17 protein-coding genes and 1 tRNA gene are annotated in these 22,359 nt (G+C 66.8%); 13 read left to right on the top strand and 5 right to left on the bottom strand.

What is annotated here, in order from left to right:
• The first annotated feature begins 29 nt into the window (after nt 1-29).
• Nucleotides 30-2,333 carry a M20/M25/M40 family metallo-hydrolase gene (locus AH6_RS18035; RefSeq protein WP_067481265.1) on the top strand — a complete coding sequence of 768 codons (2,304 nt, stop codon included), beginning with the start codon at nt 30-32 and terminating at the stop codon, nt 2,331-2,333.
• A gap of 204 nt (nt 2,334-2,537) precedes the next feature.
• Complete coding sequence (locus AH6_RS18030; RefSeq protein ID WP_067481263.1) at nt 2,538-2,996, top strand: DUF4383 domain-containing protein; 459 nt, start codon at nt 2,538-2,540, stop codon at nt 2,994-2,996.
• Nucleotides 2,997-3,105: 109 nt separating this feature from the next.
• On the opposite strand, the gene AH6_RS18025 is transcribed toward AH6_RS18030, so the two are convergent.
• Nucleotides 3,106-4,767 (bottom strand): glycoside hydrolase family 84 protein, encoded by a 1,662-nt coding sequence (locus AH6_RS18025; RefSeq protein WP_169807871.1) that lies wholly within the window; start codon nt 4,765-4,767, stop codon nt 3,106-3,108.
• 1,306 nt (nt 4,768-6,073) lie between these two features.
• Here AH6_RS18025 and AH6_RS43825 point away from each other — a divergent pair.
• A complete protein-coding gene (locus AH6_RS43825) occupies nt 6,074-6,475 on the top strand; it encodes a hypothetical protein (protein WP_157431549.1) in 402 nt (133 codons plus the stop codon).
• On the top strand, nt 6,468-9,026 hold the full coding sequence (locus AH6_RS43820; RefSeq protein WP_157431548.1) for an SEL1-like repeat protein: 2,559 nt from the start codon (nt 6,468-6,470) through the stop codon (nt 9,024-9,026). The genes AH6_RS43825 and AH6_RS43820 overlap by 8 nt, the downstream gene beginning before the upstream one ends.
• A gap of 307 nt (nt 9,027-9,333) precedes the next feature.
• Here the strand turns inward: AH6_RS43820 and AH6_RS18020 are convergent, their stop codons facing one another.
• Nucleotides 9,334-9,876: a GNAT family N-acetyltransferase gene (locus tag AH6_RS18020; RefSeq protein ID WP_067481259.1), complete on the bottom strand. Its 543-nt coding sequence runs from the start codon at nt 9,874-9,876 to the stop codon at nt 9,334-9,336.
• Complete coding sequence (locus AH6_RS18015; protein ID WP_067481257.1) at nt 9,869-11,308, bottom strand: NsdA family TPR-like regulatory protein; 1,440 nt, start codon at nt 11,306-11,308, stop codon at nt 9,869-9,871. Before AH6_RS18015 ends, AH6_RS18020 begins: the two co-directional genes overlap by 8 nt.
• Before the next feature lie 260 nt (nt 11,309-11,568).
• Between AH6_RS18015 and AH6_RS18010 the strand changes: the two genes are divergently transcribed.
• The 5 genes from AH6_RS18010 (at nt 11,569) to AH6_RS17990 (ending at nt 13,627) form a co-directional block, all read left to right on the top strand.
• On the top strand, nt 11,569-11,832 hold the full coding sequence (locus AH6_RS18010) for a hypothetical protein (RefSeq protein ID WP_067481255.1): 264 nt from the start codon (nt 11,569-11,571) through the stop codon (nt 11,830-11,832).
• The gene (locus tag AH6_RS18005) at nt 11,829-12,011 is read left to right on the top strand and encodes a hypothetical protein (protein WP_067481253.1); all 183 of its coding nucleotides are present in this window, start codon (nt 11,829-11,831) and stop codon (nt 12,009-12,011) included. Before AH6_RS18010 ends, AH6_RS18005 begins: the two co-directional genes overlap by 4 nt.
• A gap of 100 nt (nt 12,012-12,111) precedes the next feature.
• Nucleotides 12,112-12,330: a DUF397 domain-containing protein gene (locus AH6_RS18000; RefSeq protein WP_067481252.1), complete on the top strand. Its 219-nt coding sequence runs from the start codon at nt 12,112-12,114 to the stop codon at nt 12,328-12,330.
• A gap of 65 nt (nt 12,331-12,395) precedes the next feature.
• Nucleotides 12,396-13,208, top strand: coding sequence for an aminoglycoside phosphotransferase (locus AH6_RS17995; RefSeq protein WP_157431547.1), 813 nt, complete (start codon nt 12,396-12,398; stop codon nt 13,206-13,208).
• Between the two features lie 2 nt (nt 13,209-13,210).
• On the top strand, nt 13,211-13,627 hold the full coding sequence (locus AH6_RS17990) for a hypothetical protein (RefSeq protein WP_067481250.1): 417 nt from the start codon (nt 13,211-13,213) through the stop codon (nt 13,625-13,627).
• Between the two features lie 112 nt (nt 13,628-13,739).
• Here AH6_RS17990 and AH6_RS17985 read toward each other — a convergent pair.
• Nucleotides 13,740-13,825: transfer RNA gene (locus AH6_RS17985), tRNA-Leu, on the bottom strand.
• 123 nt (nt 13,826-13,948) lie between these two features.
• Here AH6_RS17985 and AH6_RS17980 point away from each other — a divergent pair.
• The 3 genes from AH6_RS17980 (at nt 13,949) to AH6_RS17970 (ending at nt 18,705) form a co-directional block, all read left to right on the top strand.
• On the top strand, nt 13,949-15,259 hold the full coding sequence (locus tag AH6_RS17980) for a M20/M25/M40 family metallo-hydrolase (RefSeq protein WP_245679362.1): 1,311 nt from the start codon (nt 13,949-13,951) through the stop codon (nt 15,257-15,259).
• 101 nt (nt 15,260-15,360) lie between these two features.
• Complete coding sequence (locus AH6_RS17975; RefSeq protein ID WP_067481248.1) at nt 15,361-16,128, top strand: hypothetical protein; 768 nt, start codon at nt 15,361-15,363, stop codon at nt 16,126-16,128.
• A 180-nt stretch (nt 16,129-16,308) separates the two neighbouring features.
• A complete protein-coding gene (locus tag AH6_RS17970; protein WP_067481246.1) occupies nt 16,309-18,705 on the top strand; it encodes a chaplin family protein in 2,397 nt (798 codons plus the stop codon).
• Between the two features lie 494 nt (nt 18,706-19,199).
• Here the strand turns inward: AH6_RS17970 and AH6_RS17965 are convergent, their stop codons facing one another.
• Entirely contained in the window at nt 19,200-19,385 is a 186-nt protein-coding gene (locus AH6_RS17965; RefSeq protein WP_067481347.1) for a DUF5703 family protein, read from the bottom strand.
• 244 nt (nt 19,386-19,629) lie between these two features.
• On the opposite strand from AH6_RS17965, the gene topA reads away from it, so the two are divergent.
• Nucleotides 19,630-22,332, top strand: a complete 2,703-nt coding sequence (gene topA, locus AH6_RS17960) for a type I DNA topoisomerase (protein ID WP_067481244.1) — start codon at nt 19,630-19,632, stop codon at nt 22,330-22,332.
• Nucleotides 22,333-22,359: the final 27 nt, after the last annotated feature.

Below are 22,359 nucleotides of genomic sequence, written 5' to 3'. Positions count from 1 at the left end.
GGGTAAGTCACCACGCCTAGCGTGCCGACGTGACCGAAAAGTTGATCAATGTCCCGCACCGTGCGATCGCCGCCGGGGCGGCGCTGCTGGCCCTCGCCGTCCTGATCGTCCTGGCCGCCGCGACCGAGGGGCCGATGCGCCCGCTGCCCGCGTCGGCCCCCGCCGAAGAGTTCAGCGCGGCACGGGCGCTCACCCACCTGCAACGCTTCGCGACCGAGCCGCGCCCGCTCGGCAGCCCGGCGAGCAACCGCGCCCGCGACTACCTCGCCGAACAACTGCGGGCGGCGGGCCTTGAAGTAGAAATCCAGCGCGCCATAGGAGCCAGATCCGCTTCGGGACTGGCGACGTTCGGCCGGGTGGACAACATCGTGGCGACGCTCCCCGGCCGTGCCCCGACCGGCATCCTGGTCCTGGCGGCCCACTACGACTCCGCCGCCGTCGGCCCAGGCGCGTCCGACGACGGCGCGGCGGTCGCGTCGATGCTGGAGACCATCCGGGCACTGCGCGCCCAGGGACCGCTCCGCAACGACCTGGTGCTGCTCATCACCGACGGCGAGGAGGACGGCGTCCTCGGCGCCGAGGCGTTCGTGCGGGAACACCCGTTGGCCCGCAAGGGCGGCGTGCTGCTCAACTGGGAGGCGCGCGGCGTCGCCGGGCCGTCCCTGATGTTCGAGACGTCGCGGAACAACGCGCGCCTGGTGGAGACGTTCGCCGACGCCGTCCCGCGCCCGCGCGGGGACTCGTCGATGGTCGAGCTCTACCGGCTCCTGCCGAACAACAGCGACTTCACGCCGCTCAGCAAGGCGGGCTTCCGCGGCATGAACTTCGCCTACATCGAACGCTCCTCGCGCTACCACACCGCCGACGACTCCATCGCCAACCTCGACCGCGGCAGCCTGCAACACCACGGCTCCAACATGTCGGCCCTGTCCCGCACCCTCGGCGACACCGACCTGCGCGCCCTGGACGCCGACCACGACGCGACCTACTTCCAGGTCCTCGGGCAGACGATCACCTTCCCGGACCACCTGGTCCGCCCGCTGGCGGCGATCTCGATCATGCTCCTGGGAGCAGTGGCGGCACTGGCACGACGCCGGAGACTGGCCAGCATCCCGCGCATCCTGCTCGCCGCCCTATCAACCGTCCTGCCCCTGCTGCTATCGGCGGTCCTGGCACAGATCCTGTGGTCCCTACTGGTGGCATGGCGACCTGCCTACGACGGGATGGGCGGCCTGCTGCACCGACCACTCGGCTACCAGGCCGCCATCGCCGCCCTCTCCGCTCTGGCACTGACCCTCTGGTACCTGCCACTGCGCCGCAGGCTAGGCCCGGCCGCACTCGCGATCGGCGCGCTGCTATGGCCCGCTGCGCTCGGCGTCCTATGCGCCTGGACCGCACCCGGAGCGGCGTTCCTGTTCGTCCTCCCAACCCTCTTCTGCGCCCTCGGTGCACTGACTGCCCTCCTGCTCCCGCGCACCACCGCTCAAGCCATCGCCCTCACCCTCGGCGCGGCCCCCGCCGCCCTCCTGCTGCCCTCCTGGACACGCGTCGCGTTCGACGGCATGGGACTGGCGCTGGGCGGCGTGGCCGCCCTAGTGATCGCCATCTTCGGCCTGACACTCCTGCCGCTCATCGAACTGCTCTTCCCCGACCGAAAACTGCGCCGCCGGACCGCCCTGGCCGTACCCACCACCGCCCTGACGCTCGCGGCCGCCCTGACCGGCCTCGGCCTGGCCACCGACACCTTCAACGAGACGCACCCCCGGCGAACCCACCTGGCATACGTCCTGAACGCGGACACCAACCAGGCCACCTGGTCCAGCGGCGACCCCGACCCGGCCCCCTGGACCAAGCAGCACGTCTCATCCAGGGACACCGGAACGCTGCCACCCGGCTACGCCCGAGGCGACCTATGGACGGGCCCGGCCCCAACAACCCGCGCCGCAACCCCACGAGTAAAGGTGCTCTCCCGCACAGCCAACACGATCACATTCTGGGCCACGGCACCCGGCGCACAGTCGCTGACGCTACGAACCGAACGCCCGATCACGGAAGCCTCCGCGACCGCCCGCGGCCTCCGCCCCGTCCGGATCACCGTCTCCGGCAAGCGCGCCCGCACCTGGCCCGGCGAGATCCGCTTCCGCGACCTGCCCCCATCAGGCGTCAAGATCACGATCCGCGTCCCGAACCCCGCCCCACTCCGCCTCACGGCCATGGCCGAGACGCCGGGCCTCCCCACGGTCTCCGGCCACACGCCGCGCCCCGCCGGACTGGTGGCCGCAACCCGCGAGGACGGCGACCTGACCACCGTGACCCGCACCTACCGCCTGTAGCGGAAGACGGGTCAAAAGCCCAGAAATCGAAAGGCTTTAATAAACCTTCACTTTCCAGTGCAAATAACGATCATGACATCAGGCCCACCCGCGAAGAAATGAACATGCCACGCCCCCGCCTCGTTTATCCCCCGCGCCATGGGTAAAATAATGGTTACTCGCCGTCACCGGCGAGCCGATGGCCATAGCACCACGGGAGGAAAAATGGCCGGAAGTTCAAGCACACGCGCCGCCGGCCCCGCCCGTACGCCGGTGCAACTGGCGGCACTGGTGGTCGGCGTCGTGTTCCTGCTGGTCGCCATCCTGGGATTCATCCCGGGCATCACCACCGACTACGACACCATGAAGTTCGCGGGCCACCACTCGGAGGCCAAGCTCCTGGGCCTGTTCCAGGTGTCCATCCTGCACAACATCGTGCACGCCCTGTTCGGCGTCGCCGGGATCGCACTCTCCCGGACGGTGGCGGGCGCACGCGGCTTCCTGGTCGGCGGCGGCATCGTCTACCTGGTGCTCTGGCTGTACGGGCTGGTCATCGACCACCACAGCGGCGCCAACTTCGTCCCGCTCAACAACGCCGACAACTGGCTCCACCTGGGCCTGGGCCTCGGCATGATCCTGCTGGGGCTGCTGGCACCGCCCCGGCGCCGCCCGGCCCACGGCTGACGCACCCGCTCAACCGGCCGAGCGGTGCCCCCGACGGGCACCGCTCGGCTTTGTGCTAAGAACCCCCGAGGCTCATCCCCACAACCTGCGACGAACAACATGCGCTTCCTCAGGCAGCAGGCCCCGGCAAGACATCCCCGTGCCCCATTCGCTCCAGCAATCGGCGGACGAACAACGGGATCACACTGCGCAGCACGTTGGCCTGATGCCCTTCCGCACGAACCAACGCCGCAACGACCCCACCCACTTCGACACCGCTGCCCGACAGCAAATCAAGAGCAGCCAGCCCAGCCGCACCCATATCCCGAGCAGCCAACACCCACGGAGCCAACTCACGCGCCAGCGGACCAGGAACATCCACCGGCAACGCAGCCAACCGCCCCAACTCAACACGCAGCTCTTCCGCGTCCCCACCATCAAGAACAGCCAGACACAGCCGACTCAGCCGCGGACTCTGATCAGCCCCAGGCGGCCACGACGAACAAGCCTCGACCAGCGGCAACAACTCAACAGCCCCCGGCACCAGACGCACAGCGTTCGCATGTGAGCGCGCAGGATCATAAGCGGCCAGATTCCAGGCGTAGTCGGCCACGGTGGCCAGTCCCAACCTGGACGCCGTCGCCTGAACCATCGGATTGGCGGTAATGCCCTCCAGAGGCAACCCGCCCAACGCAGTATCCCGCCCGACCAGCGGCCCAAGAAAAACCCGGGAGAAGTCAAAGTCATTGACCGGGAAATTATCCCAAAGCGCCAACCGATGCCCGAAACTGGCCGCGGCCTCCACCACATCATCAGCCGTGATCGTGCCCACCACAACGTCAGACCCGGTCCACCAGACGAGCACATCCTGCGGCAACTCCGCCGCCAACCGATCCCGGTAAGCCGACGGCCCGTTCCCCGCGTAGGCCGTGGGCACCATGGTCAACGGCCGCTCAGCACCGCGCACCGCAAGAAAAGTCTCAGCGAAGTCCCGACACACCGCAGCATGCGCGACCGCACAAGCACCAGCCCCGGCACCAAAAGCCTCAACGTCAGGCCGATGCGCCAACTCAAACGGAATGTCATCAAAGAGCAAGGCATAGTCCCGAACACCCACCTCCCAGACCTGCTCAGCCTTAGCTCGCAGCGCCACCCGCTCAACTGCATCGCTGTAGACCATCGAGAGCCCGGGACTGAGCGCGAACACGAACCGAACGTGCTGCGCCGCAGCCTCCTCGACCAACTCGGCGAGCCGAACCAGCTCCTCCGACGGATAAGGCTCACGCCACCGCTCCCGATGAAACGGGTCGTCCTTGGGCGCATAGACATACGTATTGAGCTTGCGCCGACCAGAAAACCGCAGATGCCCCAGACGATCAGCATGACTCCACGGAGTGCCGTAGAACCCCTCGATGGTGCCTCGAAGCGCCAGATCAGGCCAGTCCCGAACCCGCACCTCAGGCACACACAACCGATGCTCGGCACAAGAGCCAACCAACGCAAGAAGCGTCTGCACCCCATAGAAGGCACCAGCCGGATCGGCCCCAACAACCACCACACCGGACCGATCCACGCTCAACGCGTAACCCTCAGCAGGCAACCCACCGCCAAGCCGCACCGCCACACCAACGGCAGCACCATCACCCGAAGGACTGCCGAGAACACGCCTCAAAGCAACATTGGCGCGAGCGGTAGCAGGCTCCCCCTGAACCCGACACCCACTCAGATCAACATGCAAAGACCCCAAGGAAGCATTCTTGGGGCGCGGAACCATGCCCTCTAGAGCGTCCACGTCGCGGACCATACCGGATGCAACCGCGCGTGTCGGGTAAGGAAGCCGCTGAGGACAGCCCGCGACATTCCACCTGAAATGAATCCCTGACAACGGAGTTTCCGCAGTTCAAGACGGAGTGCGCGGAACTTCGCCACGGTCTAGGACATCGAGCACGGTCTCGCCCGAGTCACCAGCGCGACACCCATGAGTGGCCGAGCCGCCCACGTCGATCGCCCCGCACATCGGCCACCACCAAGCCGACGGCCACCGCCATCCACCCGGACGGGAAGCCCGGCCTGCAGGCGATCTACAACCACCCACAGAAACAAGAAGAGGCCCGGCCTGAGCCGCGCCTCTCCATGTACCAATGCTTGGTGTCCGAGGGGGGAACGAGCCCGTTACCCCAACGATCCCGCTGGCCGCATCGCTGACTATCCATAAATGATCTTCGGAGGCGCCATGGGCACGACTATCCGGGCAGTCGGCGGATGATGCGGGACAGTGGCCCGTCCCAGTAGGTCGAACCGAGCTTCGTCACCACGCCTTCGACGGGACCAGAACCGTTCTTGATTCTGCTGATGTAGTTCTCAGGGAGCAGAACGCGATCGCCAACCTTCAACTCTTCCGCTCCAGCAGTAGCCGTAACGACCGACCCCATCTTTTGACGGCGTGCGTACCCCTCCTGCCAGCCCACACCACTGCGCCTTCAGCGGCGCGGCCAGCCACTTGCGCAGTGCGGCCAGCATTACTGAGCAGGACGGATCGCCGCGATTGACCAGTCGAGAACGTTCTGGGTGGGCTGGCCGGTTAGCCCTTCGATGCTAAAGCTGCGAATCCGTCGATGCATCGTGCCTGCATACCTACACCGTCCTGCTGTCCTGCGGCCTCATACCGAGTTAGGCGCAAAACTGCTGGATATGGGCTTGGCCGCAGCCTTCGTGAGACCCGGTGCGCGGAGCGATACTACTCAGAACGGCTGTCCAACAGATCAGTTTTTGATCGCTTGGCCGGGGCCAACGTCGTTCTGCAGGACTAAAAGATCACCCAAGGATGAAAACTCGCTGGCATCTACGGCCATCGAGGTGTTCTCTTGGGTTGGCCAACACGAGATTTGTACGGTGATCGTCTCACTCGCGGAGTCACGCCCCTGACCTGCAAGGACTCGTGCACCATCCTCATAGATGCAGCTGCCCTTGACATCACCCTGCCCGCAGTGTGAACCTCGGCAAGCCACCGAACGTCAGACAGAGACAACCTCAGATCGCCAGTACTGATCAAATCACATGACGGCTGCTCAGCCGCCCAACAGAAGAGGTGATCTTCAGTGGACCTCGCATCGATACCGGAAACGGTCGCCCTAATAGCGGCAACGGGTGCCGTCACCGGATTGAGTGAGGATAGTGCCCGCCATGCAGTGCATACAATGCGAGAACGGCTGCGTAAATTGTTTTGCAACGATGCCCGCTCCATCGATGCTCTTGATAGAGCATGCGAAGATCCCACTGACCGGGAACGCATTAGTGATCTGACAAGTGCATTGAAATGGTATGCGGATAGAGATCCTGCCGTGGCTGCAGAATTTGCAGAATGGGCTGAAAATTATTCTGTAACGAACATTGAACAGAATATGCAGTCTTCCTCTGTTTCGATCGACGCAACTACCAATTTTGGTGGTAACATATTCCAGCAAGGTCAGGGTATACAACGCAACGCCACTCATGACTGAACATGATGCCGGTAGCACGGCCTCAAGTTTCTCCCTGAATGCAAATACTACCCATGGAAGTACCTTCCAACAGGGTCAGGGAGATCAGGTTAACGTAGCGCTGAACATCGAAGCAGGATATTTCGGTGTACAAGATGCTCTTCCCCCTTGGCTGCTAACGCGCACAGAACACCCAAAGGTGCGCGACTTCGATGCACTTGAGCTGGGGGTTCATAGAGCGCCAGTACACAATGGCAATGCGGTACCACCTTATGTCTCGCGTGACGTAGACGAAACGATCCGCGCTAGATTAGCCAAAGCCGCTAATCTTGGAGGTTTCGTCCTAATCGTGGGTGACTCAACGGCTGGTAAGACACGCGCCGCTTATGAAGCGCTGAATGCGACACTTCCAGACCATCGAATTATCGCGCCTCAAGATGGCGAGGAACTCAAGCATTATTTGATGGGAATTGCATCCAGTCCCCACCCGCATGTATTTTGGCTAGATAATCTCGAATCTTATTTGGGGCTCGATGGTTTGAACGTTAACTTGCTGACATATATGCACGCTAAGCGGCATATTATTGTCGCGACTCTCAGAGCAGAGCGCTATCGAAAAATAATCAGGGAAGATTACGAGAGGCCAATGGAAGGGAGTGAACATCAACATCTTCGTTTTCGATCAAATATAGCTGTGCGAATTATCGAACGCATCGTTCCTATCATCATCCAGCGCCGGTGGACTTCATCCGAAATTGAGAGAGCAAAACACTCAGATGACCGGCGTATATTGGATGCAGTCTCTCGCCAAGATATATACGGAATCGCTGAATATCTTGCCGCCGGGCCAAAGCTTTTGGATGAATGGAGAATTGCTAAGGGTTCAGCTTCCCACCCGCGCGGGGCCGCTTTGGTGTCTGCTGCAATTGATCTGCGGCGTGCAGGAATGGCGGAAGCTATAAGCATTGATCTGATCCGTCAAACGCATGAATGGTATCTGGAGGCTGAGGGCGGAATATTGCTACGCCCGGAGCCTTATGATGCAGCAGTCAGATGGGCTTGTGAAAGGCGATACGGCGTTACAAGCATGCTTCTACCAAGTCCAAAAGGACCGTCCTTCTATCGGGTATTTGACTACCTTCAAGATTCAATTGCGGGAGATCCTGAGTCTTCGCCAATTCCAGGACACGTTTGGGAAGCTGCCATTTCTTATGCGCACATGGATGCAAGTGCACTATTTTCTATAGGCGTGGCAGCAGACCAGCAAGACAACCAGCATGTTGCTGAAAAAGCGTGGGGTCGACTAATTGAGAATGGTGATGTGTCGACAATCCAAATGCTCGGCAGGATGTATGTGCGGCGAAATCAGTCTGACAAGGCAAAGAAGATATGGGCGAAGGCTGCTGATGCAGGAAACATAGAGGCAGCAATTGATCTGGGCATGCTATTTGAGCGGGAAGGTAATCTTACTGAGGCAGAAGTTTGGCATCGAGTTGCAGCTAACGCTGGTGACGGCCATGCTGCGCTTCACCTGGCCGGCATAACTAGCGAGTCCGGTCGTCCGGAGGAAGCAGAACAGTGGTTTAGAAAAGCGGCTACAACTTCCGGTAAATATAGCAATGAGGCAGCCGGAATTCTGGGAGGCCTGCTTGAGGCAACTGGACGGACTGATGAAGCGGAGGAATGGCTCCGTCAAGCGGCAGAGGCAGGAAGTATTCCAGCAATCGTCAATCTAGGCCTCCTGCTAGCAAATAGCGATAAAGCTGAAGAAGCGGTAAAGTGGTGGCTTAAGGCTGCCAAACAAGGCGATGCTACTGCGGCGGCGAACCTTGCTGAACACTATTCGCGCGAAGATAGTACTGACCTTACCGAGGCTGAAAAGTGGCTACAAATTGCGGTCGATAAAGGAGAATATAGAGCAGTTCCCAATTTTGGAATACGGCTAAATTCTCTAGATCGCAAGAGCGAGGCTTATAACTGGTGGAGGCGAGCTGCTAATAATGGCGACGCCCGGTCCGCCTATCTATTGGGAGCGCGCCATTATCTCGCAAAAGAATACCATAAAGCTACTGAGTGGTGGACTTCTTCTGCTGAGATGGGAGATGTGGATGCTACATATCAGCTGGGTATTCTATATCGAAGGCAGAAGAAATATGATGAAGCGGTACGGTGGCTAACCAAGGCCGCAGAGCATGGCACCGTCGAAGCGGCTTGTTCTCTAGGTCGCCTGCTTTATGAAGAGGATATTGATAATTCGGAAGCAGAAATATGGCTCAAGAAAGGAATAGATTCAGGCCATACTCATTCGGCGTGTGTTCTCGGCGCTCTTCTCTGGGAGCGCGGCCTCATCAAGGAAGCTGAAGATTCGTTCCGTCTAGCATACGACGGCGGACATGAACACGCGGCTTCTATGTTGGTTAATCTATGCGCTAAGCAAGGGCGGGGAAAGGAAGCGGCAGAGTGGATGCGCCTCACTGGCAAATCTGGTTATTCGAAGCCGCGTACGTCTACCAAGGGCTCAAAGAAGGTTCGTAAGCGTCAGGCCCAGCAAAGAAGGAAGCGAAGTCGCTAAAACTCTTGTCTTTGAAGACGGTGACTGTCATTGGTACGCCAGTTCGCGCAGTGCTTTATCTTGCTTCTTAAGTGCAAATATTAAAGACGGGCGATTTGTTAGCGGCTTACTTAATATAAATGATGTGCCGCATTATTTATATTTCCGTTTTCTTCACCTCGATCAGGTATCCAGTCTGGGTAGTCACCTCGCTGGCTGGGCCCGCCACTCGATATTGACGCCGTTGGGACACCGCTGTTTGTCAGAGATTTCCAGCCGCTGGCGTAATCCAAGCGTTGGTCTCTCCTTGGTCGCACAAAAATACGATCTAGAGCTTGAGGGTTAGGACGTCGTCGGTTTCGGCGCCGGGTTGGGATTGGACCTTGGCTATTTCGGTCCAGCCCCAGTGGACGTAGATGGCGCGGGCTGGGGTGTCGGGTTGGGCGAGGAGGACGGCGTGTTGTTCGGGGCGGCCGTCCAGTAGGGCGTTGAGGATGCGTCGGGCCAGGCCCTGGTCTCGGTGGGGTGGGGCTACGACTAGCTCGACGACGGCGAATTTGCTGGCGTTGACGATGTCGGCGGGTGGGGTGGAGCCGGAGACGTCGCGCCACCAGCGGCCTAGGGCGAGGGTGAAGCCGAAGGCGAAGCCGGCGAGTTGCTGCGTGGCGGTGTGGGCGGTGATGAGGGTGAATCCGTCGCGGTGGGTCTGGCGGGTGGTGCGTTCGAGGAACGCCTCGCGGCTGAACATCGGGTGCGGCTTGTAGGGCGGTTCGGCGTAGGCCGGGACGTAGAGGTCGGCGAGCTGGTCGAGCATGCCCCGGGCCTGTTGGCCGTCGTGGCGGTTCAGGGTGTGGGAGACGCCGTCAGGCATGCGGGAGGTCTCCGATCAGGCTGAGGGCGATGTGCCGGGTTTCTTGGGCATCGCTGTCGGTGTGCGGCGCGAGCGCGGCGGCGTACTTGCGGACCTTCTTGCCGATGCGGGCACTGATCATTTCGGTGAGCAGGGGGAGGTTGCCGTGGAAGATCTCTATGGAGGAGCGGAGGTCTTGGGCCTTGGCCAGCGCGGTGGCTTGGCACAGGCGGTAGAAGGCGCGGTTGCGCGGGGCCATCGTGGCGGTGATGCCGTCGAGCAGTTCGGCGGAGCGCTGGTGATGGCCGAGGGAGGATTGGGCGATGGCTTCCAGGCCGCGCAGCTCGTCTTCGCCGAAGAACCGGAACCACTCGTCGGGATCGGGGCGGGGGCCGGTCTTGTTGAGCAGGTCCCAGGCGTGTCCTTTGAGGCGGCGGTGGCCGTCCTGGTCGCCGAGGCGGGCGTGACCGAGGGAAACGCGCATAGCCAGCAGGGCGCGAAGTTGCGGGTCGGCTTGCGCGCTTGAGGCCAGGGCGCCTTGGGCGACGGCGAGGGCTTGGGCGGGCTTGCCTTGCGAGCTGGAGACCATCGCCATGGTGTCGAGGATCTGAAGGCGCAGGTCGGTGCTGTTGGCGCAGTGCGCGGCATACAGGCCGTCCTTCAGGAGCTGTTCGGCACGGTTCAGGTTGCCGCTTTCGAAGGTGAACCACGCGGCGGCCGAGGTGATCTCACCGATGACAGCGTGCAGGAATACCTCCTGCGAAGGCTTGAGGGACAGGTCTTTGGTCTGCGCCAGGACACCGGCGAGACGGGCTTCGGCCAGGTCGGCCAAGGCGGCGCCGCCGTGCTTGGCGTCCAGGGCCCATAGATCGGCGACGGCGTCGCAGGGGCGCTGCAGGCCGGTGATGACTTCGCCTTCATCGGCTGCCGGATGGGGGCGGGCCTGTCCGATCAAGGAGACCGACAGGCCGGCGAGCACGAGCGTGCTGGTGAACTCGCGGCGCTTCACGTCGTTCTGTCTACCCGCTTGGCCGGGTTGCTGATCGGTGGTACGGCCGGTGATGTGACTGAGCCCCTTGGGCGCGAGCCCGGCAAGGGTCCGCGGTGCGCCCAGGCCATCGAGGAGCTTCAAGGCGGTCTCGATCGTCTGCCCACCGCTGCGTCCGGCCATGAGACGAGAGATCGACCCCTGGGATAGTCCGGTCTGCGCGGCGATGGCGGCCTGCGTGGCGTTGGTGTGTTGATGAACGGTCACCAGGACCGTTGACCAATCCCAGGAGGCCAGCGCCCGCGCGACCTGCTCGGAGAACCAGAACTCCAGCGGGAGTCGGATCGCCGGTGGCGGGGTGGGGGCGTAGCGCGCGGCGGTGACGCATGGTCCGCACACGTCTCCGGTGGTGTAGCGGCTCAGCGGCTTGCCGCACCAAGCGCACAGCTTCTTGCTCCCGTTCATGACGCGGCCTCCCGGCTGTGGACGCTGCGGATATTCATCGTTGCATCGAGGGGCTCCGTTTCCTATGCAGTGCTGACGTGGTTGCCGAGGGTGATCGGTTGGAGGGTTGAAAACGACGCAACGACCACGACACCCAGGAGCCGGTGATGCCTCGACACCGCCGAAACAGGGCCACGCGCGATCAGGCCGAAGCGGGATCCCTGAGTCCCTCGGCGCATGCCTCCATCTCTTCGCACGGTGTTGGAGAAGAGGAAGCGGCCGTGCGGCAGTTGGACGAATTGCGGGTCGTCCTGCACCGGCAGGACCCGGCGGTCTACGCGCGGCTGGACAGGGCGGTTCCGGAGCAGCCCCGTGTACTGGTGGGAAGCGTCGCTCGCCGCGTGGTCACCGTGACGCCTCCGCTTAACGGCCAGGACGCTGCCGTCTTCCGCTGGGGGCGGTGGGGCGGCCAGATAGCTCCGGTGACCATGCCTGAGGTCGCCGCCGCCGCGATTCTCGCCGAGGTGGCGGACGAGCACCGATGACGGTGAAACAGGACGCACTCGTTTTGCTCGCCCCGGAGTTCGGCCGGGTGTTGGAGGTCGTCAAGGCGGCGTACGAGGAGGCTCTGCGCCAGCACGGCATGTTGCCCAGCACGATCATCCTGATCAGTAGCTACGCCGAGGACAACCTTGCCGCCCTGGCCGACCAGGACGACCCCTAGACACCTTCGGGCGTGGCGGCGCTTTCGCCCCCGGAGGGGACGCCACGCCCGAAGGCTTCAGCACGGCAACGGGCCGTGCCTGACGGCTCTGGAGGAGCCCATGTCCCTGACCATCGAAACCCGCGCCGCGTGGCGCAAGTCCTCCCACAGCGGGGACGAGACCAACAAGGCCCAGTGCGTCGAGCTGGCCGGACTGCCGGCCGCCTCGATCGGGCTGCGCGACAGCCAGGCTCCCGAGGCCGGGCACCTGACGGTGGACCGCGCGACGATCGCCGCGCTGTTCACCCAGATCAAGACCGGCAACACCGGCCTCGGTTGAGGTGAGTCATGCGGGCGGGCGTCGTTCGGTCTCAGGCGGCGCTCGCCCGTGGCAGTCTTCCCCGCATGTCGCGAGTCCAGTGGGAAGACCTGCCGCTCCAGGTACGCCAAGCCGTCACCGAGCAGACAGGGACCGTGGTGAAGACCGAACCGATCTGCGAAGGCGTCAACTCGCAGATCACCCTCATCGCCCACACCCGCCACGACCGGGTGTTCATCAAGGGCGTCCAGACCGGCGATGCGCGCCGGGTCCGCTCGTTGACCCGCGAGGCCGCCATCAGCCCCTTCGTCACCGCCGTCTCGCCAGCGCTGCTATGGCAGGTCCATCAGGCCGACTGGATGCTGCTGGGGTTCGAGTACATCCACGGCCGCCGCGTCGACTACTCGCCCGCCTCCCCGGATCTGCCGCTGGTGCTGGAGACGTTGGAGGCGCTGGCGGGCACCGCGGCCCCGGATCTGACGCCGCCGCTGCCGACGCTGGAGGCGCGGATGGCCAACTACACCCCGGCCGATCACCTGTGGCGCTTTGCCGGTGAGGCGCTGCTGCACACCGACTGGAACCCCGGCAACGTGCGCGTCAGCGGCAAGCGCGCCTGGCTGGTGGACTGGGCCGTCCCCACGCGCGGCGTCGCCTGGTCCGATGCCGCCGACGTCGGCCTGTGCCTGATCACCTGCGGCCACACCCCACGCGACGCCGAGGCGATCCTGGCCGAACTGCCGGTGTGGAACGACGCCGACCCCGAGGCCGTGCGCGTCAGTGTGCTGTCGACCGAGGCGACCTGGACCGGCCTGTATCCCCAGCCCACTGATGACACCTGGAGCAACGCCACCGTCCAGGCCGCGCGGCGCTGGGCCGAACATCACCGAGGAGCCCCCTGACCATGCCTCGTATCACCGACGTCCACCCCACTCGCTCGCTGCGCACGCCCAGCGGCCTGACAGCCGCCATCGACCTCGACATGGCGCCAGTGATCCAAGCCTTGTGGGACCGCAAGCTCACCACCCTGATGAGCTGCCAGGACGTCGGCGAAGCCATGGCGAGCGGCGGCATGTGGCCCGTCCCGAAGCGCTGGCACGCCTTCCTGCGCGGCTATGCCTGGCTGAAGATGCCGCTGGACGACGCGCATGCCCTGATGGAAACCCTCAGCCTCAACGAGCAGTTCGCCCCGCGGCTGACGACCAAGGCCGACGACGGCTGGGACTCCAAAGTCTGGCTCGGCCCCGAAGGACTGGCCGACTACAGCAACATCTACTTTCCCAAAGGCCAGTTGCCTGACCTGGCGACCGTTCTTGCGTAGAAGCGCCTGTCTGACGAACAAGCACCGGAAAACACGAAATCCGGGCCGAGGCGAACCTCGACCCGGATCGGATCGTGTCATCCCGTGACCCCCGATTTGGGGGAACGGTGCGTGTCCGAGGGGGGACTTGAACCCCCATGCCCCGTAAAGGGCACTAGCACCTCAAGCTAGCGCGTCTGCCTATTCCGCCACCCGGACAGGTGTGCATGCCGCAGTGCTGCTGCGGCGGGCTTCACCATACCAAAGGTCCGGAGTCGCGGCGAAGTCGATCGAGGGGCACCATGGTCGGGTACGGGACTCCCAGGCGTGAAGGTGATCACTGTGGCTCATCGGCCCACCGCTGAGGACGAGGTCGTCCGGCTCTGCCAGGAGCTGATCCGGATCGACACCAGCAACCCCGGGGACAACTCCGGGCCCGGGGAGCGGGCGGCCGCCGAGTACGTCGCCGCCGCGCTGGACGAGGTCGGGCTGGAGGCGAAGATCCTGGAGTCGCATCCCGGGCGTGCCAGCGTCGTCGCTCGTATTGAGGGGGAGGACTCCTCGCGCGATGCTCTGCTCCTGCATGGGCATCTCGACGTCGTGCCCGCCAAGAAAGAGGACTGGTCGCGCGATCCGTTCGGGGGAGAGATCGCCGACGGGTGCGTCTGGGGGCGCGGGGCCGTCGACATGAAGGACATGGACGCGATGATGCTCGCCGTCGTCCGCCAGCGGCTCCGGGAAGGGCGCAGGCCCCCGCGCGACATCGTGCTCGCCTTCCTCGCCGATGAGGAGGCCGGGGGCAAGTACGGCGCGCAGTGGCTCGTCGAGGAGCATCCCGAGCTGTTCGACGGGTGCACCGAGGCCGTCGGCGAGGTCGGCGGGTTCAGCCTCACGGTTCCCGGTGACAAGCGCATGTACCTCATCGAGGCGGCCGAGAAGGGCATCGCCTGGATGAACCTCACCGCCACCGGGACGGCCGGGCACGGGTCCATGGTCCATCCGGACAACGCCGTCACGGCTGTTGCTGCTGCTGTCGCGCGGCTCGGGGCGCACGAGTTCCCCGTCCAGATGACCAAGACCGTGCGAGCCTTCCTCGAACGTGCCTGCATGGCCTACGGCGTCGAGTTCGATCCGCGGGACCCCGAGGCGTGCCTGGAGAAGATCGGGCCGCTCGCCCGGATGATCGGCGCCACCCTCCGGCACACCCTCAACCCGACGCGGCTGGACGCCGGGTACAAGACCAACGTCATTCCGCAGACGGCCACCGCTCAGGTCGACGGCCGTTATCTGCCCGGTTATGAGGCCGAATTCTTCTCCGTCGTGGACGAACTTCTCGGACCGGACGTCAAGCGGGATTTCGTCTACAACGACCAGGCGCTGGAAGTCGAGTACGAAGGCGCCCTCGTCGCCGCCATGGAGCGCGCCCTCCTCTCGGAGGACGAGGGCGCCCTGCCCGTGCCCTACTGCCTCAGCGGCGGCACCGACGCCAAGCACTTCGCCAAGCTCGGCATGCGCTGCTACGGGTTCGCGCCGCTCCGGCTTCCCCCGGAATTGGACTTTTCCGGAATGTTCCACGGAATCGACGAAAGGGTCCCGGTGGACGGGCTGCGCTTCGGCGTGCGCGTTCTCGAACATTTCCTTGATCACGCCTGAATTTCTCTCCGTATTGCCGTCACGGGTGCGATCCGTGGTGCTACGGTCACCAAACGTAGGGAGCGGGATGACCCGTTCTTGACGATCGGTGGGGAGCACCTGTGGCGTTCGACTCGGCACTGACGCGGGCGGTCTCCGCCCTGCTGTGCCGTGTCGCCGCCAGCCGGGCGGTCCGCAGGCTCCTGGTCGTCCTCGGCCTCCTGGCCGCCGGCTGGCTGCTCGGCGGCGCCGCGCAGGCGCACGCCGACGGGCCGTCCCCGGCCGACGCCGCGCGCGTCGTCACCGACGCCCCGGTGCTGGGCGACGCCGTCCGCGTCGCCCAGACCGCCACCGATCACGCGCACCGGGCCCCGCGCCCCGCGCTGCCCGTCCGCGCCATCGCGGACGAGGTCGTCAAGAACCGGCGGCCGGTCACCCCGACCGTGCCGCCCGTCGCCGTGCCCGCCGCCCCGAGCGCGCGGCACGTCGAGCGGGCCGTCCCGCAGGCGCAGGCCGCCGACAAGGTCCAGGCGCCCGCCGTCCGCAAGGCGGCGGACGTCTCGTGGACGCCCCGGCGCCCCGCCAAGAAGGCCGGGCCCGCCGAGCGCGCCCACGTCCGCAAGGCGCAGCACTCCAAGCGGCACGCCGCTCCCGAAGCGGCCGACCAGGTCGGCAACGCCCGGTCCCTGGCCCCGCCGCTCCCGGTGCTCGCCGAGGCCGGGTCGGTCCTGCCGGCCTCCGGCCTGATCCTCATCGGCGGGATCGGCGCCGCGCCGACCCGCCGCCCCTGGGCACTGAACCGTCCCCGAGGCGTGCTGCTGCGCGCCCCAGGCGCGGTGCCCCCGGCCGTCCGCACCGCAGCGGACGAGCCGTCCTTCGCGCCCGACTAGCGCGCGTCCAGAAAACTCCGGTCCCCGTCCCGAGCGGCTCGGGCCGTGGCCGGGACGTGACGCCCCCTGGCGTCCGTCATCTCCCGAGATAACCCGTGCGACCGCCTTTCCCCGGCCGCCGCACGCCCAGATCTCGATCCGTCCAGACAAGTCAGCGAACCTCCCCCGAACGGAGCCATCATGCGAACGTGGGCCAAGGGCACCGCCCGTAGCGTCGCGCTCACCGCGAGCTTTGTCGCGCTCGGCGCCACCGTCGTCCCCGCCACCGCCTTCGCCGACACCACCAGCGGCGAGTCCGGCGTCCTCGGCGGCAACCAGGTCAACCTGCCGGTCTCCGCGCCGATCGACGTCAGCGGCAACGCCGTCGGCAACGGCACCGCCGCCTCCAAGGGCGGCGCGCACGTCCACAACGGCGGCAGCGGCGGCGGCCAGACCACCTCCGGCAAGCACGGCGTCGCGTCCGGCAACCAGGTCAACGCGCCGATCTCGGCCCCGGTCAACGCCTGCGGCAACTCGCTGGCGCTGTTCGGCCAGGCCGAGGCCGGCTGCAAGGGCGGTGCGACCGTCAACAACAGCGGGGGCGGCGGCCAGAAGACCTCCGGCCAGTCCGGCGTCGCCTCCGGCAACCAGGTCAACGCCCCGATCTCGGTGCCCGTCAACGCCTGCGGCAACGCCGCGGCGATCTTCGGCTCGGCCGACGCGGGCTGCAAGGGCGGCGCGAAGGCCGACAACGGCAGCGGCGGCGGCCAGCTCACCTCCGGCCAGTCCGGCGTCATCGCGGGCAACCAGGTGAACGCGCCGGTCTCGGCACCGGTCAACATCTGTGGCAACGCCGCCGCGATCTTCGGCGAGGCGGTGGCGGGCTGCGAGGGCGGCGCGACCGTCAAGAACGGCGGCCACACCGGCGCCGGGCAGAAGACCTCCGGCAAGTCCAGCGTCGGCGGCGGCAACCAGGTCAACGCCCCGATCAGCGCCCCGGTCGACGTCTGCGGCAACGCCGTGGGCAACGCGGTCGCCGACTGCGACGGCGGCGCCTCGGTCCGCAACGGCGGGCACGGCTCCGGCGGCCAGCAGACCAACGGCGACTACAGCGTGCTGGGCGGCAACCAGGCCAACGCGCCCGTCAGCGTCCCGGTCAGCGCCTGCGGCAACGCGGTCGCGGTGCTGGGCGAGGCCGGGGCGTTCTGCCAGGGCGGCGCGCACGTGCGCAGCAGCTCGGGCGGCGGCCAGACCACCAGCGGGCAGTCCGGCGTGCTGGCCGGGAACCAGGCCAACGCGCCGGTGAACATCCCGGTGAACGTGTGCGGCAACGCCGTCGCGGTGCTGGGCTCGGCGGCCGCCGGGTGCGACGGCAGCGCGGTCGTGGAGGGCCCGCAGGGTTCGGGCAACCACACCAAGGGCGGCAACCAGGTCAACGCCCCGGGCAAGGCCCCGGTGGACGTGTGCGGCAACGTCGTCGCGGTCGCGGGCAAGCCCAAGCCGCAGTGCGACGACGGCCCGAGCTGGGGCGGCTACCAGTCCTACGAGCAGGGGAGCAGGACCGCGGGCGTGCCTGGCCTGCCCGCCGTCCCGGGGACCGGGGCCGCGGGCGTGCCCGCCCTGCCCGCCGTCCCCGAGCTGGCCAAGGCGCTGCCGGTGAGCCCGGCCGCGGCGATGCCCGCGCTGCCGAAGCTGCCCGCCGCGCCCACCGGCCTCGCCCAGGCGCCCGCCGCCTCCCGCCAGGCGTCGGCGGGCAACGTGCTGCCCGGCAACGTGCTGCCCGCCAGCGCCCTGCCCACCGACGCTCTGTCCAGCAACGTCCTCCCCGCCAACGCGCTGCCCGCCAGCGCCCTGTCCGGCGAGGCGCTGCCCGGCAACGCGCTGCCCGGCGTCCCGGTGGCGGGCCTGCCCGCCCTGCCCGGCGTCCAGCAGGTCACCGGCCAGCTCCCCGTCGCCCCCGCCCTCGACGAGCGGGCGCGCGCCGCGAAGCCGAAGCCCCCCATCGGGAGCCTCCCCATGGTCGGCACGCTGCCGCCCAAGCCGGAGTCGCTGCCGGTGCTCGGCGGCCTGGTGCCCAAGCCGAAGTCCAAGTCGCTGCCGGTGAACGCGCCGGTCGACACCGCCAAGCCCCCGGTGGACGCCGCCAAGTCCCCGGTCGGCCTGCCCAAGATCCCGGGCCTGCCCGGCAACGGCGTGCTGCGCACCGTCCCCGCCGTCCCGGTCACGCCGATGGCCCCGGCCCCGGCCGCCCGCACCCAGGGTCTGCCCGCCGCCGGGCTGCCGAACACCCCGCTGCCCGCCACCGGCGTCCCCGCGCTGGAGGGCGTCAAGCTGCCCGGCCTGGGCGCGCTGCCCGTCTCCGGTGACATCAAGGCCCCCGAGGTCGGCGGCGTCACCGACAAGACCGCCGGCGTGACCGGCGTCGCCGAGGGCGCGACCGGCGACCTCGGCGCGATCAAGCCGGTCGCGGCGATCGCCCCCGTCGGCGGCGGCGACGAGCGCGGCGGCTCCCTGTGGGTGCTGGCCGCCGCCGCGATGATGACGGCCATGTCGGGCGCGGCGGCCCTGTCCCGCCGCTTCCGCCTCGGCCGCCGCTGATCCACCGGCCGTCCGGGTGACCCCGGTGGCCACGGGCCTTCCGGCCGTCGAGCGGCTCGACGGTCACGGAGGCCCCGGCCGCCACCGGACCACCTGACGGCCGCCGGTTCACGGTGATACCGCCGCGAACCACGCATAACCGTCCTCCCCGCGGACGCCGATCAGCCGGATCGGCCCGCACGAGGAGGTCGCACGGCACGACCGACGGCGGCACCCGCCCGGGTGGCACGGACGCGTCGACCTGACGCGGACGCTGGGCGGGACCGCCGGACCGCCGCCCTCGCGAGGATCATCCCCGCGAGGGCGGCGACCTGGAGAAAAGCCCCGGAAACGGTCAACCGGCCGCCAAGGTCCCGTTGATCTCCAGGAGGTCGCCGCAGCCGCTTCGCCCGTCCCGGAGGCGCGGTCCGGGACGGGCGGAGCCCTGTCCGGGACAGTATGGTTACCGCACGTCATAGGATTCGTACGTAGTGCTACGCTCCGGGCGGGACCGGTCAGAACGTACGGACCTGACGGATGATCTTTCGCCGGAGTTGGATTCGGCGGCTACCGTCGGGGTAGAGGCGCAACCGATCGATCTCCCAGCCGCCGCGCTCGGCGTGCTCGGTGAGGATCTGCCGGGCGGTGTCTCGGGTGGTGCCGCGCGGCAGTCGCAGGACGAGGTAGGTGTACTCCACCATCGCGACCATTATGGCCCGTCGGTGAACGGAGGGGCTCCTCCGGTGCCGACCGCGGTCGGCACCTCCGACGGGGACGTGTCATCCTGTCGGAGGCCCGTGCCGCACCGGGCCCGGCGCCCGACCGCCGGAGCCGCGGCCGCCGCCCCCGGTTCGACCGGCGGGGGCGGGCGGGCATGAAGGCGGCGTCGAGCAACGTTGTAGCAAGCCCGTACTAGTGAGACCAGACAGCGAGGTTGGAGCGACTGTGCCAGCCAAGAACGGCACCGCGAAGAGCGGCCGGGCCGGGGGCGGTACCCGCCTGGTGATCGTCGAGTCGCCGGCGAAGGCGAAGACGATCGCGGGGTACCTGGGCCGTGGCTACATCGTGGAGTCCAGTATCGGCCACATCCGGGACCTGCCCGGGAGCGCCTCGGAGGTGCCGGCCAAGTACGAGGGCGAGCCGTGGGCCAAGCTCGGCGTGAACGTCGAGCACGGCTTCGAGCCGCTCTACGTGATCAACTCCGACAAGAAGGCGCAGGTCGCCAAGCTCAGGAAGCTGCTGGCCGAGGCCGACGAACTCTTCCTGGCCACCGACGAGGACCGCGAGGGCGAGGCGATCGCCTGGCACCTGCAGGAGGTCCTCAAGCCCAAGGTCCCGGTGCACCGGATGACCTTCAACGAGATCACCAAGGACGCCATCCAGCAGGCCGCCGCCAACCCGCGCGAGCTCAACCTGCGCCTGGTGGACGCCCAGGAGACCCGGCGCATCCTCGACCGGCTGTACGGCTACGAGGTCAGCCCGGTCCTGTGGAAGAAGATCATGCCGAAGCTGTCGGCGGGCCGCGTGCAGTCGGTGGCGACCCGGCTGGTGGTGGAGCGCGAGCGCGACCGCATCGCGTTCGTCCCGGCCGACTACTGGGACATCCAGGCCGAGTTCGACACCGGCCGCGAGGAGGAGCCCACCGCGTTCAAGGCGGGCCTGGTCGCCGTCGACGGCAGGCGCGTCGCGCAGGGCCGCGACTTCTCCTCCGAGGGCGTCCTCAAGACCGCCAGCGCGAACGTGCTCCACCTCGACGAGCAGGCGGCGCGCGGCCTGGCGCAGCGGCTGGCCGACCGCCCCTACGCGGTCAAGTCGGTCGAGTCCAAGCCGTACACGCGCAAGCCCTACCCGCCGTTCCGCACCACCACGCTGCAGCAGGAGGCCAGCCGCAAGCTGGGCTTCTCCGCCAAGTACACGATGTCGGTCGCGCAGAAGTTGTACGAGAACGGCTTCATCACCTACATGCGCACCGACTCCATCACCCTGTCGGAGACCGCGATCACCGCGGCCCGGCGGCAGGCGTCGGCGCTGTTCGGCGCGCAGTACGTGCCGGACAAGCCGCGCGTGTACGCCTCCAAGGTCAAGAACGCCCAGGAGGCGCACGAGGCGATCCGCCCGGCGGGCGAGGTGTTTCGCACCCCCGCCGAGACGGCCCTGGGCGGCGACCAGTTCCGGCTGTACGAGCTGATCTGGAAGCGCACGATCGCCTCGCAGATGAAGGATGCGGTCGGCCAGTCGGTGTCGATCCGGGTGACCGGCGAGTCGACGCAGGGCGAGGTCGCCGAGTTCGGCGCGACCGGTAAGACGATCACCTTCCACGGCTTCCTGAAGGCCTACGTCGAGGGCGCCGACGACCCGTCGACCGACCGCGACGACGCCGAGCGGCGGCTGCCGAACCTGGCCGAGAGCGACCCGCTGTCGGCGCGCTCGGTGGAGGCGACGGGCCACTCGACCAAGCCGCCCGCCCGCTACACCGAGGCCAGCCTGGTCAAGGAGCTGGAGGACCGCGAGATCGGCCGGCCCTCCACCTACGCCTCGATCATCGGCACGATCCTGGACCGCGGCTACGTCTTCAAGAAGGGCACCGCGCTGGTGCCGTCCTTCCTGGCGTTCGCGGTGATCAACCTGCTGGAGCGGCACTTCGGCAACCTGGTCGACTACGACTTCACCGCGCACATGGAGGACGGTCTCGACGAGATCGCCCGCGGTGAGGCCGAGCGGGTGCGCTGGCTCACCCGGTTCTACTTCGGCGACAACGGCGAGGAGGGCCTGAAGGAGCTGACCGGCGACATCGGGGACATCGACGCCAAGGGCGTCAGCTCGTTCCCGATCAAGAACACCGACATCATGGTGCGCGTCGGCCGCTACGGGCCCTACCTCGACCGCGACGGCGAGCGCGTCAACATCCCCGAGGACCTGGCGCCCGACGAGCTGACGGCGGAGAAGGCCGAGGAGCTGTTCGCGCAGCCGTCCGGCGACCGAGAGCTGGGCGTCGACCCGGCGACCGGGCACACGATCGTCGCGAAGTCGGGGCGTTTCGGCCCGTACGTGACCGAGATCCTGCCCGAGCCCCCGGCTCCGGCGGAGGGCGAGAAGAAGAAGCGGACCAAGAAGGCCGACACCAAGCCCCGCACCGGATCGTTGTTCAAGACGATGTCGCTCGACACCGTCACGCTGGACGACGCGTTGAAGCTGCTGTCGCTGCCGCGCGTGCTGGGCGAGCTGGACGGCGAGCCGGTCACCGCGCAGAACGGCCGGTTCGGTCCGTACATCAAGCGCGGCACCGACAGCCGGTCGCTGGCGTCGGAGGACGAGCTGTTCACCGTCACGCTGGACCAGGCCAAGGAGCTGCTGGCCCAGCCCAAGCAGCGGGGCCGGGGCCGCGCGGCCGCCGCGCCGCCGCTGCGCGAGCTCGGCAACGACCCGGCCAGCGGCAAGCCGGTGGTGGTGAAGGAGGGCCGGTTCGGCCCGTACGTCACCGACGGCGAGACCAACGCGAGCCTGCGCAAGGGCGACGAGGTCGAGGCGATCACCATCCAGCGCGCCGCCGAACTGCTCGCCGAGCGGCGTGAGAAGGTGGCCGCGGGCGGGGGCAAGAAGAAGACGACGACGACCCGGCGCCGCACCTCCGCCAAGTCCGGCTCCTAAGGACAACGACGCCGATACCCTGACCGA

Origin of the sequence: Actinomadura hibisca NBRC 15177, assembly GCF_001552635.1 — a bacterium.
GTDB lineage: Bacteria > Actinomycetota > Actinomycetes > Streptosporangiales > Streptosporangiaceae > Spirillospora > Spirillospora hibisca.
Note: the sequence above shows the minus strand (reverse complement) of the source record. Positions and strands in the feature narration are given on the sequence as shown.

Excerpts from the sequence above, each read along its gene's own strand:
- AH6_RS17970 (WP_067481246.1), top strand. The coding sequence starts at position 16,309 with ATGCGAACGTGGGCCAAGGGCACCGCCCGTAGCGTCGCGCTCACCGCG.
- AH6_RS18030 (WP_067481263.1), top strand. The coding sequence starts at position 2,538 with ATGGCCGGAAGTTCAAGCACACGCGCCGCCGGCCCCGCCCGTACGCCG.
- AH6_RS17995 (WP_157431547.1), top strand. The coding sequence starts at position 12,396 with ATGTCGCGAGTCCAGTGGGAAGACCTGCCGCTCCAGGTACGCCAAGCC.
- AH6_RS17990 (WP_067481250.1), top strand. The coding sequence starts at position 13,211 with ATGCCTCGTATCACCGACGTCCACCCCACTCGCTCGCTGCGCACGCCC.
- AH6_RS18005 (WP_067481253.1), top strand. The coding sequence starts at position 11,829 with ATGACGGTGAAACAGGACGCACTCGTTTTGCTCGCCCCGGAGTTCGGC.
- AH6_RS43820 (WP_157431548.1), top strand. The coding sequence starts at position 6,468 with ATGACTGAACATGATGCCGGTAGCACGGCCTCAAGTTTCTCCCTGAAT.
- AH6_RS18000 (WP_067481252.1), top strand. The coding sequence starts at position 12,112 with ATGTCCCTGACCATCGAAACCCGCGCCGCGTGGCGCAAGTCCTCCCAC.
- AH6_RS18020 (WP_067481259.1), bottom strand. The coding sequence starts at position 9,876 with ATGCCTGACGGCGTCTCCCACACCCTGAACCGCCACGACGGCCAACAG.
- AH6_RS17965 (WP_067481347.1), bottom strand. The coding sequence starts at position 19,385 with ATGGTGGAGTACACCTACCTCGTCCTGCGACTGCCGCGCGGCACCACC.
- AH6_RS18015 (WP_067481257.1), bottom strand. The coding sequence starts at position 11,308 with ATGAACGGGAGCAAGAAGCTGTGCGCTTGGTGCGGCAAGCCGCTGAGC.